Genomic DNA, 12765 nt, shown 5'->3' with positions numbered 1-12765 from the left:
CCGTCGTTGTGGCAGGGCCGGGCGCGGTCCGCAGACCACAACTGCATAAGGAGAAAAAGCAGATGGCAAAGCGCAGCAAAGCATATGAGGCAGCTGTAGCCAAGATCGAGGCGGGCAAGCAGTACGCTCCGTTCGAAGCGATCACCCTGGCGAAGGAATCCAACCCTTCCAAGTTCGATGCCACCGTTGAGGTTGCATTCCGCCTGAGCGTGGACCCCCGCAAGGCCGACCAGATGGTCCGCGGTACCGTCAACCTGCCGCACGGCACCGGTAAGACCGCCCGCGTGCTGGTCTTCGCCACCGGCGAAAAGGCTGAGGCCGCGATTGCCGCCGGCGCCGACTTCGTTGGCTCCGATGACCTGATCGAGCGGATCCAGGGCGGCTGGACCGACTTCGACGCCGCCGTTGCCAGCCCGGATCTGATGGGCAAGGTCGGCCGGCTGGGCAAGGTGCTCGGCCCGCGTAACCTGATGCCGAACCCGAAGACCGGCACGGTCACCCCGGACGTGGCGAAGGCTGTCAATGACATCAAGGGTGGCAAGATCGACTTCCGCGTCGACAAGCACGCCAACCTCCACTTCATCATCGGCAAGGTGTCCTTTGACGCCACCAAGCTGGCCGAGAACTACGCCGCCGCGCTGGAGGAGGTGCTCCGCCTGAAGCCGTCCGCTTCCAAGGGCCGGTACATCTCCAAGGCCACGGTGTCCACCACCTTCGGTCCGGGCATCTCCGTCGACCCGAACGTGACCAAGGTCCTCACCGAGGCATAAGGCACTACTGCTCAACGAGGCACCCGCAGCCATCCTGAAGTGCTCCCCGGAAGTTGGACTGAGAAATTCAGTTCCGACATCCGGGGAGCACTTTTATGTATGCACGTAGTTCGTTGTCGGTTGTGCAGCGGGAGGCCGCTGTAGCGTGGTTCGAGAAGGGCATCGCAGATACGGCGACCGCAACCATACTGGGCGTGGCCCGCTGGCCGGTTAGGCACCTTTATCGGCGGTGGAGGATCCATGGTCGAGGAGCGCTCGTGGGCAAACCGACAAAAAAGGCGTACTCGTTCGAGTTTAAGCTCGCCTTGGTAGAGAAGTTCCTGGCCGGTGAGAGCGCTTCGGACCTCGCGGCTGAGGCGGACCTGTCCTCACCTCGTCTGCTCGAGACATGGGTACGGGTATATCACCGCCAGGGCGCGGACGCCCTGCGTCCGAAGCCTAAAGGCAGACCGAGGAAGCCCGGCGCTCCACCGCCGGCGGAGCCATCTGAACTGGAGCGGCTGCGCCGGGAGAATGAACGGCTGCGGGCGGAAGTGGCCTACCTGGGAAAATTGCGGGCCTTGAGGGCACCAAAACAACGGTGAAGGTTCAGGCCATCATCGCCCTCAAGGCCGACTTTTCGCTGCCGGTTCTGCTGCAGGTCGCCGGCTTGGCCCGTTCGACGTTCTTCTACCACCAGGCCCGACTCAGGGCTCCCGACCCGAAGGAAGCAGTCAAGAGCGCTGCCACGACCATCTTCACAAAGAACCACGGCAGATACGGGCACCGCCGCATCCACACTGAACTGACCCGGCAAGGGTGGACGGTCGCGAAGAAGACCGTGCTGAAGCTCATGCGTTCCCTGCAGCTCGTCTGCAAGGTCCGGCAAAGGAAACGCTACAACTCCTACCAAGGCGAACAGGGCAAAACTGCCCCCAATCTGCTGAACCGGGACTTCGATGCCGATGCCCCGAACCAGAAGTGGGTAACGGATGTGACCGAGTTCAGAGTCGACGGTCGAAAACTCTACCTCTCACCCGTCATGGACCTTTTCGACCGGCAGATCCTCTCCTACACCGTCGGCCTGTCCCCGAACCTGGCGCTCACCAACACCTCACTGCGTATGGCGCTGGCAACGCTCGAGTATGGGCAGAAACCGATCGTGCACTCAGACCAGGGATTCCAATACCAGCACGCCTCATGGCGGAGACTCCTGCAGGGCGCCAACGCCATCCAATCGATGTCCCGCAAGGGCAACTGCTACGACAACGCAGTGATGGAAAACTTCTTCGGACACCTCAAGGAAGAGCTCTTCCACCATGTCCGATTCCTCAGCACCGGCGCACTCACATCAGCCATCCACGAATACATCCGCTGGTACAACACCGAAAGGATCTCCACAAAGCTCGAGGGCCTGAGCCCGGTGCAATACCGTGCTCAGGCCCTCAAGGTTTAGGCTCTTAATTACCCAGTCCAGCTTCAGGGGACCAGTTCATCCCGGCTGCGGGTGCCTTCTGCGTCTGCGCCCGACATGGGCAACCCGCTTCACGGCAAGTCCTCTGCTATCCGGCCGGTCTGCAGATGGACTCAGGCAGGCCCGCTCGACGCCGCGGGAGCGGCACGTGGAACCACGCCGCGGGGGAGGAGCGTCGAGACGATCAGTCCGCCGAGACCGATGACCGCCAGCGCTGTCATCGCGGCCGCGTAACCGCCGTGGCTGAGGCCGGCGACCAGGATGGTGCCTGCGATTGCCGTCCCGAGCGAGGATCCGAGGTTCGACACGCTGCGCGACAGCCCGGAGATCTCACCCTGCTGATCCTCGCCGAAGCTCGATTGGACGAGGTTGACTGAGGGGGTCAGCATCACGCCGATGCCGAACCCGGCAAGGAAAAGGCCTGGTGCGAACGCCCAGGGGCTGGAGGATTCGTTCACCATGGTGATCAGGACGATAATGCCGACGACCGTGATCGCGAAGCCCAGGACGATGAGGGTCCGCTGGGCACGCCGCTTGGCGAAGCGCTCGGCGCCGAATGACGACAGGAGCAGCCCGACCGTGGCCGCCGTGAAGATGACTCCGGTCTCGATCGCGTTGTAGCCGCGCACCACCTGCAGGTAGGCGGCGACTGTGAATGACAATCCCATCAGCACCAGCCATTGGAAGTTTTGCGTGGCGAGGCCGAGGTTGGACGTGCGGTTGCGGAATAGGCTCGTCGACAGCAAGGGCTCCTTCCCAGCACGTTCCTTGGCGCGAACCGAGAGGAAGAACCACAGCAGCACAAGGGCACCGGCGACGAGTAGAGAGACCATCAGCCAGACGTTGTTGTCCGCAGCAAGGATGCCCATGACGATCAGGATGAGGCCGACCGCCGACAGGACCGCACCACCTGTATCGAAGACGCTCGTCGGATCCGGCGGCAGGGGATCCTTGATGTGGCGGCTCAGCAGGATAATCACCACGATGATCAGCGCCTGGAAGACGAAGGCAGCCCGCCAGCTCAGGGCGGAGGTGATCAGGCCGCCGATCAACGGTCCCGCAGCCGCGCCGACACCTCCCATCGCGCTGATCGCCCCGAAGGCGCGTGCACGCGAGGTGAATTCGGTGAACAGCAACGTGGTGAGGATGTACACCGGCGGGATCAGCAGCGCCGTGCCGACGCCCTCGAGGATCGAGTTTCCGATGATGAGGACACCGAGGTTGGGAGAGACGGCGCTGATCAGGGCGCCGACACCATAGACGGCGAGGCCCACGATCAGGCACCGCTTCCGTCCGTAACGGTCGGTCAGCTTCCCGCCGGGGATCATCAGCGCGGCCATGACGAGCAGGAAGATAGTGATCGCCGTCTGGATGCCCTGCACGGTGGTGTCGAGGTCCTCGCTCATATCGTTGATCATGACGTTCATGTTTGAGCCGGCGAAACTGCAGATGAACTGCGCCAGGGCAAGGGGAACCAGCACCCTGCGCAAGGCGCTCGACGGCCGTTGCGACACGCTGCTACCGCTCATACGGCACCCGCCTTCCGCGGAACTGCTACGTCGCCCAGTGGGCGCTGCACCTTGAGTGTGCCTACCGCCGCGGCAGCATCACATCACCCGCCGCGAATGATTCGCCGCCGCCCGCGCGAACCCGATACTAAGGGTGCGGTCACTGCCGGACATCGGCAGGCGTCGTCAACTTGCAGGGAAAGGATCCGGATGTCTGGCTACCCGCTCATCTCAGACCACGGCCTCATCGGAGACCTCCAGACCTCGGCGCTCGTGGCCACGGATGGATCCATCGACTGGTTCTGTGCTCCACGGTTCGATTCCCCGAGCATCTTCGGGTCGCTGCTCGACCACGAGCGTGGCGGCCACCTCAGGACGCGTCCCACGGTGGAGGCTTTCGCGAGCAAGCAACTGTACTTTCCCGATACGGCGGTCCTCGTCACGCGCTTCATGAGCGAAGCCGGCGTCGGCGAAGTGATAGATTTCATGCCCGTGACCGGCGCTGTGGCGTCGGTCAGGCACCGGCTGATTCGGATGGTCCGTTGCGTCCGCGGTGAGATGGGCTTCGCTGTCGATATCGCGCCTCGTTTCGACTACGGACGCGAGGCGCATAAGACGCACCTGACCGCGGACGGCGCGGTTTTCGAGGGCCCTCATACATCGATGACCATGCATGTCGTCCGCGAGCCGGACGACGAGCGTCTTGCCCAGACACGTGTAGACGAGAACGGGGACCTGCACGCCGAGTTCAGTCTCCAGGCAGGGCAGACCCGTGGTCTTGTCCTGGAAACCGGCACGGCAGGTCCGATCCGGCAGGTACGGGTGGCCGAGGTGCTGCGGCTATTCGAAGAGACAGTGGCCTTTTGGGAGCACTGGCTGGGGCAGTCGACGTACTCGGGCCGCTGGCGCGAGTCCATTAACCGCTCGGCGATCACGCTCAAGCTGATGACCTATGCGCCCAGCGGAGGGCTCGTGGCGGCCCCCACGGCGGGGCTCCCCGAGCAGATCGGCGGGGAGCGGAACTGGGACTACCGCTACACCTGGGTGCGGGACGCCTCCTTCTCCGTGTATTCCCTGCTCGGGCTAGGGTTCACGGAGGAAGCCGCCGCCCTGGGCCGTTGGCTTAAGGACCGGGTCGAGGAGCAGTCAGCGAACGGTGGCAGCAGTCCACTGGACATCATGTACCGCGTCGACGGCTCCAGCGACCTCAGCGAGGAGGTCATCGAGCACTGGGAGGGCTACCGGGGGTCGAGCCCGGTCCGCATTGGCAACGGAGCCGCCGGGCAGTTGCAGCTCGATATTTACGGCGAAGCCATCGACAGCATCTACTTTGCCGACCAGCACGGCCTCGTCACAGGGCATCAAGGATGGCTGAAGTTGCGCGATCTGCTGGACTGGGTCAGCGCGAACTGGGACCAGCCTGAGGAGGGAATCTGGGAGACCCGGGGAGGCCGGCATGATTTCACCTATGGCCGGCTGATGAATTGGGTGGCGCTGGACCGGGGGATCCGTCTGGCGACAAGCCACGGGCGTCCGGCCCCGCTGGACCGCTGGCGTGCCGAACGGGACGCGATCTACAACCAGGTCATGGAGCGGGGATGGAGCCCGACGCGCCAGGCATTCCGGCAGCACTACGACACCGACGTCCTGGACGCCTCGCTGCTGCGGATGACCGCAGTTGGGTTCATCACCCCGACCGATCCGATGTGGACGTCCACGCTGAAGGCGATGGATGGCGAGCTGGTGAGCGACAGCTTGGTCTACCGCTACGACCCCGAGGCCTCGCCCGACGGTCTCCGCGGTTCCGAGGGCACGTTCTCCCTGTGTACTTTCGCCTACGTCGATTCGCTGGCCCGGGCCGGGCAGATCGACAAGGCACGCATCACGTTCGAGAAGATGCTGACGTACGCCAACCACCTTGGGCTGTATTCCGAGGAAATCGCGCTGACCGGCGAGCAGATCGGCAACTTCCCGCAAGCGTTCACACACCTGGCTCTCATCGACGCTGCGATTACGCTCAACCGCCGGCTCGATGCCAGGCCTTCGGCCGCGCCCAGGCAGGCTCCGACCATACCTGCCCCGCAGGCAGCAGCCCAAGAGGCGCAGGCCGCCGAAAAGGCCTGACTGGAGTTGGGTTAACTGCGCTGCAGGGCTCCGGCACCCTGCAGCCCTGCAGTCCTGCTCTGCACAATTGGCCATTTTCGGCCCCTCCCGGGCTTCCTAGTCTGGGGTGGCAACAATGGCGTGGGCCGGGGCGTCCAGCGGATCGCTGGCCTGTCCTCCCGGCTTTGAGGCGTTGCCCGGCTGCAGCGCCGATACCAGCAGCGCGGGTGCTGTCTCATCGGGGTCCCGGGTCGAGTTCCGGGCGGGCGGCCAGCTGCTCGGCACCGACTCGGCGGCGCCCTACAGCTGGAGCTGGGACACCAGCGGGCAGCCCAACGGGGCGGCCACGGTTACTGCAACGGCCGTGGACAGGGCCGGCAGGAACGCGGTCGCAGCGGCCAACGTCGTCGTCAATAATGACCAGGACGCCCTCTACTGCGGCAGCGCCTCCAATGCTGAACACAAGGCCAAGGGCAGGGCGGTCAGCTACGGCACGAACCCCTACAACCCGTACTACGCGCAACCCGTACTACGCGCAACCCGTACTACGCGGTCGGCTCCCAGGGCTACATGGGCCAGGGGGACAGCACGGTCACCCGGCTGAGGGAGACGGCGGCCGGCTAATTCATTGTTGCCTCCGGCTGCACGGGGTAGTCTGCATCGATGAAGCAGAGCTCCATCAGCATCGCCGCGCTGGCGGTTCCGGACTCGCTGGAATCCGCCGGCGCGGCGGACTTCGTTGCGTCCGCGCAGCTGGCCAACTTGGTCAATGGCCTGGCGTGGGGCAACAACGACTTCTGGGTCAGCCCGGGCACGCGTCTGGAGTCCTCGCGGCCGAGCGGCTACGCCGTGTCGCGCCTCTGGGCGGCGCAGGACGGCGGCAGGCATGTCGGACGCGCACTGCTGGAGTTTCCGCTGGCGGACAACCTGGAGAACGCCTTCGTCCACGTGATGGTGCATCCGGAATACCGGCGCCGGGGCATCGGAACCAGGCTGCTCCGGATGGCCGAGCAGGAGGCCGCCGCAGCCGGACGGCAGGTGCTGATGAGCTGGGCCAAGCAAGCAGGACTGCCCGCAGAGCAATCCGCTGCGGCCGTGCTGCCCCGCTCCGGCCCGGATGCGCTGCGGGCCCAGTTGGCGTCGGTCCGCTTCGCCTTGGCCTCCGGCTTCGTGCTGGAACAGGTCGAGAGGATTTCCGCGTTGGTGCTGCCGCCCGACGCCAAGCGGACCGAAGGGCTGCTGGCCGCGGCGCAGGAGCGGGCGGGCGCGGACTACGGCCTGGTCGCGTGGGAGGGCAGCTGCCCGGCGGAATTCGTCGACCAGTACGCCCGGCTGCGCCAGCGGATGAGCACCGACATCCCGCAGGGCCGGCTGGAATACGGGGAGGAGCGCTGGGACGCCGACCGGGTGCGCCACTACGAAGCGGAGGCCCGGGCCAAGGGCGCCCGCACGCTGGTGGCCGCGGCGCTGCACCGCCCGACCGGCGAGCTCGCGGGCCACACCCTGCTGGAGTATTACCCGGAGCAACCCGAGGTGGTCTTCCAGGACGACACGCTGGTCCTTGATGCCCACCGCGGCCACCGTCTGGGGATGCTCGTGAAGGCCGCCAACCTGCAGCGGGTCGCTGCCATCTGGCCAGAGGCCCGCCGGCTGCTGACCTGGAACGCCTCCGAGAACGGGCACATGCTGGCCATCAACCTGGAGCTCGGCTTCGTGCCGGTCGGCCACGAGGCCGCCTGGCAGAAGCGGCTGGCGGGACCCGCTGCCTGAGCGCCCCAACCGTTACCCGGCCGGTCTTCAGCGGCGGCCGATCCGGGCGTAACGTGGATTCAGCGGTACCTTCCATGTTGGGGAGCGGGTCATGGCCGGAAGGGAAATCCAAACAACCCAAAAGACGCAGTCGTTCTCGCGGCGGCAGTTCACGGCAGCGGCGGCCGTGGCGGTGCTCGGCGCCGCGGGGCTCCTGGGCGGACGGCTCTCCCGGGCCGTCACTGAGACCGGACCAAACGGCCCCCTGCAGCTGAGCCTCGCTGCCGCCGTGATCAACCGCGTCTACCGGATCACCGCCCGCGAGGCGCCGCGTGTCACTGACATGCCCAAGCACGAGTTCCGCGGCTTCTGGCTCTCCACCGTCGTGAACATCGACTGGCCATCGCGGGCCGGCCTGACCGCGGCGGCGCAGCAGACCGAACTCCGCGGCTGGCTGGACCTCGCCCGCAACCAGAACCTCAACGCGGTGATGCTTCAGGTCCGTCCGTCCGGGGACGTCTTCTGGCCCTCGACCGTCGGCGAGCCCTGGTCCCGCTACCTGACCGGCACCCAGGGCCGGAACCCGGGCTATGATCCGCTCGCCTATGCCCTCAGCCAGGCCCATGCCCGCAACCTGCACCTGCACGCTTGGTTCAATCCGTTCCGGGCCTCGATGACCGCCAGCCTGACGGATCTGGTCGCGTCCCATCCCGCGCGGAAGAACCCGAGCTGGACCTTCGCCTACGGCGGCCGGCGCTATTACAACCCGGGACTTCCCGCGGTGCGCAGCTTCATCATCAAGGTCATCGCGGAGGTCGTGTCTAAGTACGACGTCGACGGCATCCACCTCGACGATTACTTCTATCCGTATCCGGTCGCCGGGCAGACCATCGCGGACAGCGCCGCCTACAACGCCTACAAGCTGCCGGGGGAGAGCCTCGCGGACTTCCGCCGCCGCAGCGTCAACCTCTTCGTCCGGGACCTGAGCACGCGCATCTTTGCGACGAAACCGCGGATGCTCTTCGGCATCAGCCCGTTCGGCATCTGGCGGAACAGCTCCACCGACAGCCGCGGCTCGGCCACGTCCGGCTTCCAGAGCTACGACGGGATCTTCGCCGACTCGCGGAACTGGGTGAAGCAGGGCTGGCTCGACTACGTCGTTCCCCAGCTCTACTGGCACCAGGGTAATCCGGCGGCGGACTACAACACGCTGATCCAGTGGTGGTCCGCGCAGGTCGCGGGCACCAACTGCAGGCTCTACATCGGCGAGGCCGCCTACAAGGTCGGCGACCCGGCCCAGGGCGCGGACTGGCAGGATGCCCGGGAGCTGTACAACCACAGCGCCAAGTGCCGGGCGACGGCGAGGGTGGCCGGACAGGTCTACTTCTCCGCCAAGTCCGTGCGCGCCAACACGCTGGGCAGCATGACCCTGGTCAAGAACAAATTCTACCGGCGGGTCGCGATGACCCCGGTCATGTCGCACCTCGGTGCCCAGCGTCCCTACGCCCCCGTGATCAGCAGCGCGAAGTGGAATGGATCCGGCGTCGAACTGATCTGGCGCGGAGCCACTACCGGTACTCTGCCGCGGCACTACGCCGTCTACCGCTGGGAAGCCGGCGCCAGCTCCAGCGCCTACATCCCCTCCCAGGCCGGCGCCCTCCGCCGGGTGCACCGCCGACGCGGCAACCCGGAGAAATTCGTGGATACCGGGGTGGTGCGCGGACACACCTACTGGTATGTCGTCGTCGCCCTCAGCGACCTGATGGTGGAGTCCGCGGCTGCTTCGGCGATTTTCATCCGCGCCTGACAGCCGGGCGTCCGCGCCCGAGGAGGCGGACGACGTCGTCAATTTGGTGCGCGGGGGAGGCATCCCGTAAGCTTGAGACACCAAAGACCGCCGGTCGTTGATTTCCCTTGGAAATGAACCGAAAGTCCCATGCATTGGGACGGCCTGCGCAGGTGAACGAAGCAATCCTCCATGTCGGCCGTATGGCCGAATGTCGAGGCGAAGCCCCGTGCATCTGCCCGGGGCGTTTTTTATGCGTGCGGCCCGATCCACCGGCACTATTCCCCGGAAGGAGGGTTATGGCAACGCCAAACAAGGTGGAAGCAGTTGCAGAAATCACCACTGATTTCAAGGAATCCAACGCTGCAGTCCTAACCGAATACCGCGGGCTTACTGTTGCACAGCTCAAGGAGCTGCGTGTTTCTCTCGGCCAGGACACCAAGTTCTCCGTCGTCAAGAACACCCTGACTGGCATCGCAGCCAAGGAAGCCGGCATCGACGCGTTCGAAGGCCAGCTTGCCGGACCTACTGCTATCGCCTTCATCAAGGGTGACGCTGTTGCAGCCGCCAAGTCCCTGACGGATTTCGCAAAGTCCAACCCGCAGCTCGTTATCAAGACCGGATTCTTCGAGGGCAAGTCCCTGGACGCTTCCGCTGTTGCAGCGCTGGCCGCTCTCGAGTCCCGTGAGTTCCAGCTGGCCCGCGTGGCCGGTGTGCTCAAGGCCCCGATGTCCGCACTGGCACGCACCGTCGACGCACTGCGCATCAAGCTGGAGGAGAACGGGGGCGCGGCAGCAGCCGAGGCTCCCGCCGAAGAAGCTCCCGCTGCAGAGGCAACCGAGGCTCCGGCCGAGGCTGCCGCAGAAGAGAACTGATTCTCTTCCCAACCACAACTCTTGGTGCCAGGCCGAAGCGCTGAACACCACTTACAGGAAGGACGCCAACCATGGCGAAGCTCACCAACGAAGAGCTCATCGAAGCTTTCAAGGAACTGTCCATCATCGAGCTGTCCGATTTCGTCAAGCTCTTCGAAGAGACCTTTGACGTTACCGCTGCTGCTGTTGCCGTTGCTGGCCCCGCCGCCGGCGGTGCCGCTGAGGCCGCTGAAGAGAAGACCGAATTCGACGTCGTTCTCGAAGCTGCCGGCGACAAGAAGATCGCAGTGATCAAGGAAGTTCGTGCCCTGACTTCCCTGGGCCTGAAGGAAGCCAAGGACCTCGTCGACAGCGCTCCGAAGGCTGTCCTCGAAGGCGCAACCAAGGAAGCTGCCGACAAGGCCAAGGAAGCCCTCGAGGCTGCCGGTGCCACCGTCACCGTCAAGTAAGCTTCTTAGCTTCACGTAGAAGAGCCCCGCACTGCTGTGCGGGGCTCTTCTGCTCTTTAAGGTCAGGCCGGCTCGCTGATGTCCGCGGTGGTCGCGCCGAGGGCGTCGATCAGCGCGTCCGCCTGCAGGAAGGCCGAGTGGCCGTGGTCCCCGGCGCCCATCGAGATGCGCCTCCCCGTGATCGCCGCGTCGGCGAAGACCGGCCAGGCCGTGGTGCTGCCCAGCGGCGTGATGGTCCCGCGCGGGTAGCCGGTGGCTTCGAAGGCGACGTCCGCCGGCGGGAGCGAGAGCTTGTTCACGCCCAGCAGCGCCCGCAGCTTGGGCCAGGAAATCTGCCGGTCGCCCGGGATCAGGGCAAACAGGAACGAACCGTCCTTGTGCTTGACGACCAGCGACTTGACGATGTCCGCGGGCCGGATGCCGAGCAGTTCCGCCGCGTCCGCCAGGCTGCGCGCCGGCGGACGCGGCACCGCCTCGACGTCGAGCCCGCGTTCCTTCGCGTCCGCCAGGAACCGGTCCATCCCGTTCGCTTCGCCCACCTGCCGCTCCTAATCGCGGTAGAGCAGCAGGGCCTCGCCCTGTCCGCCGCCGCCGCACAGGGACACGGCCGCCTTGCCGGCGCCGCGCCGCTGCAGCTCGAGCGCGGCATGCAGCGCGAGCCGTGCGCCAGAGGCCCCGATGGGGTGCCCCAGGGCGATGGCGCCGCCGTGCAGGTTGCACTTCTCCGCGGGGTAGTCCAGGTCCTTCAGCGACTGCACGGCCACGGAGCCGAACGCCTCGTTGATCTCGATGAAGTCCAGGTCCGCGGTGGTCCAGCCGGCCCGCTTCAGGGCCTGGGAGATGGCGTTGGAGGGCTGCGAGTGCAGCGACGTGTCCGGGCCCGCCACCTGTCCGGGCTTGCCGACGACCGCCAGCCAGGGCAGGCCGTTGTCCTCGGCGTAGCCGCGGGAGGCCACAACGACGGCGGCGGCACCGTCCGAGAGCGGCGAGGAGTTGCCGGCGGTGATGGTTCCGTCCTTGGCGAAGGCCGGCCGCAGCGGGGCCAGGGTCTCCACCGTGGTCTGCGGGCGCACGCCTTCATCGCGGGTCAGCACCAGGTCGTCGCCCTTGCGCTGCGGCACCGTGACCGGGACGATCTCGCCGTCGAAAATCCCGGCCTCGGCCGCGGCGGCGGCCCGCTGGTGCGAGGCGGCGGCGACTCCGTCCTGGGCTTCACGGCCGATGCCGAGCTCCGTGTTGCGCCGCTCGGTGGAAGCGCCCATGGACTCGTGGTCGAAGGCATCGGTGAGGCCGTCGTGGGCCACGGAGTCGAGGAGGTTGACGCTGCCGTAGGTGAAGCCCTGGCGCGAGCCGGGCAGGACGTGCGGCCCGTTGGACATCGACTCCTGGCCGCCGGCGACGACGACGCTGGCCTCGCCGCTGCGGACCAGCCGCGCGGCGTCGGTAATGGCGGCCAGCCCGGAGAGGCAGACCTTGTTGATGGTCACCGTTGGTACGTTCCAGCCGATTCCCGCCGCGATGGCGCTCTGGCGCGCCGGGTTCTGGCCGGCGCCCGCCTGGATGACCTGGCCCATGATGACGGCGTCCACGGCGTCCGGCGAAACCCCGGCGCGCTCCAAGGCGCCGGCGATCGCCTTGCTGCCGAGCTCGACCGCGCTGAAGGCGGCCAGCTGGCCCTTGAGCCGGCCGAGGGGCGTGCGTGCGCCGCCCAGAATGACGACGTCGTTCCGGTCCTTTTGGTTCTCTGACACTGCCGTTTGCTCGCTTTCGTCCTTGAAATTGCGGTTGCACAAAGGCTACAGTTAGCTGGCGCCGGAAATCGACGCGTTCCCATAGAATGGAACGCGGCGGACCGAAGCGTTGTTCCAAGCTGATGCCGGGGGAGAGGCACGCTCGGGCCGGCCCGTTGGTTCGAGGTTGGCGTCGTTTGAGCGTCGATCGCCGACACACCGGAGGAGGGCCGTTGCGGCCTAAGCATCCTCCGGCTATTCTGCCGTCCGCTGGACATTCTGAAAACCGCGGCGTAGAGTAATTATTTGCGTCTTCCCTCTTAACCTTCGGCCTTCATATAG

Annotated in this window: 12 protein-coding genes; 9 read left to right on the top strand and 3 right to left on the bottom strand. The window is 65.9% G+C overall.

Annotation, left to right across the window (positions count from 1 at the left end):
- Positions 1–62 precede the first annotated feature (62 nt).
- The 3 genes from rplA (at position 63) to OC550_RS11075 (ending at position 2205) form a co-directional block, all read left to right on the top strand.
- Positions 63–770, top strand: a complete 708-nt coding sequence (rplA, locus tag OC550_RS11085; RefSeq protein ID WP_262105833.1) for a 50S ribosomal protein L1 — start codon at positions 63–65, stop codon at positions 768–770.
- 257 nt (positions 771–1027) lie between these two features.
- A complete protein-coding gene (locus tag OC550_RS11080) occupies positions 1028–1354 on the top strand; it encodes a helix-turn-helix domain-containing protein (protein ID WP_262103508.1) in 327 nt (108 codons plus the stop codon).
- The gene (locus OC550_RS11075) at positions 1351–2205 is read left to right on the top strand and encodes an IS3 family transposase (protein WP_262105832.1); all 855 of its coding nucleotides are present in this window, start codon (positions 1351–1353) and stop codon (positions 2203–2205) included. The genes OC550_RS11080 and OC550_RS11075 overlap by 4 nt, the downstream gene beginning before the upstream one ends.
- A gap of 131 nt (positions 2206–2336) precedes the next feature.
- Here the strand turns inward: OC550_RS11075 and OC550_RS11070 are convergent, their stop codons facing one another.
- Positions 2337–3752, bottom strand: a complete 1416-nt coding sequence (locus tag OC550_RS11070) for an MFS transporter (protein ID WP_262105831.1) — start codon at positions 3750–3752, stop codon at positions 2337–2339.
- A gap of 189 nt (positions 3753–3941) precedes the next feature.
- Between OC550_RS11070 and OC550_RS11065 the strand changes: the two genes are divergently transcribed.
- The 6 genes from OC550_RS11065 to rplL all read left to right on the top strand — a co-directional run bounded on the left by OC550_RS11065 (position 3942) and on the right by rplL (position 10693).
- On the top strand, positions 3942–5855 hold the full coding sequence (locus OC550_RS11065; protein WP_262105830.1) for a glycoside hydrolase family 15 protein: 1914 nt from the start codon (positions 3942–3944) through the stop codon (positions 5853–5855).
- A gap of 115 nt (positions 5856–5970) precedes the next feature.
- Positions 5971–6438 carry an Ig-like domain-containing protein gene (locus OC550_RS11060; RefSeq protein WP_262106322.1) on the top strand — a complete coding sequence of 156 codons (468 nt, stop codon included), beginning with the start codon at positions 5971–5973 and terminating at the stop codon, positions 6436–6438.
- Positions 6439–6497: 59 nt separating this feature from the next.
- Positions 6498–7604, top strand: a complete 1107-nt coding sequence (locus OC550_RS11055; protein ID WP_262105829.1) for a GNAT family N-acetyltransferase — start codon at positions 6498–6500, stop codon at positions 7602–7604.
- 91 nt (positions 7605–7695) lie between these two features.
- Complete coding sequence (locus OC550_RS11050) at positions 7696–9390, top strand: glycoside hydrolase family 10 protein (protein ID WP_262105828.1); 1695 nt, start codon at positions 7696–7698, stop codon at positions 9388–9390.
- Between the two features lie 278 nt (positions 9391–9668).
- Positions 9669–10244 (top strand): 50S ribosomal protein L10, encoded by a 576-nt coding sequence (rplJ, locus tag OC550_RS11045; protein WP_262105827.1) that lies wholly within the window; start codon positions 9669–9671, stop codon positions 10242–10244.
- 71 nt (positions 10245–10315) lie between these two features.
- Positions 10316–10693: a 50S ribosomal protein L7/L12 gene (rplL, locus tag OC550_RS11040; protein ID WP_262105826.1), complete on the top strand. Its 378-nt coding sequence runs from the start codon at positions 10316–10318 to the stop codon at positions 10691–10693.
- A gap of 62 nt (positions 10694–10755) precedes the next feature.
- Here the strand turns inward: rplL and OC550_RS11035 are convergent, their stop codons facing one another.
- Positions 10756–11214: an aminoacyl-tRNA deacylase gene (locus tag OC550_RS11035; protein ID WP_262106321.1), complete on the bottom strand. Its 459-nt coding sequence runs from the start codon at positions 11212–11214 to the stop codon at positions 10756–10758.
- A gap of 27 nt (positions 11215–11241) precedes the next feature.
- Complete coding sequence (locus tag OC550_RS11030; protein WP_262105825.1) at positions 11242–12444, bottom strand: acetyl-CoA C-acetyltransferase; 1203 nt, start codon at positions 12442–12444, stop codon at positions 11242–11244.
- Between the last annotated feature and the right edge of the window lie 321 nt (positions 12445–12765).

It is taken from the genome of Arthrobacter sp. Marseille-P9274 (assembly GCF_946892675.1).
GTDB lineage: Bacteria > Actinomycetota > Actinomycetes > Actinomycetales > Micrococcaceae > Crystallibacter.
Note: the sequence above shows the minus strand (reverse complement) of the source record. Positions and strands in the feature narration are given on the sequence as shown.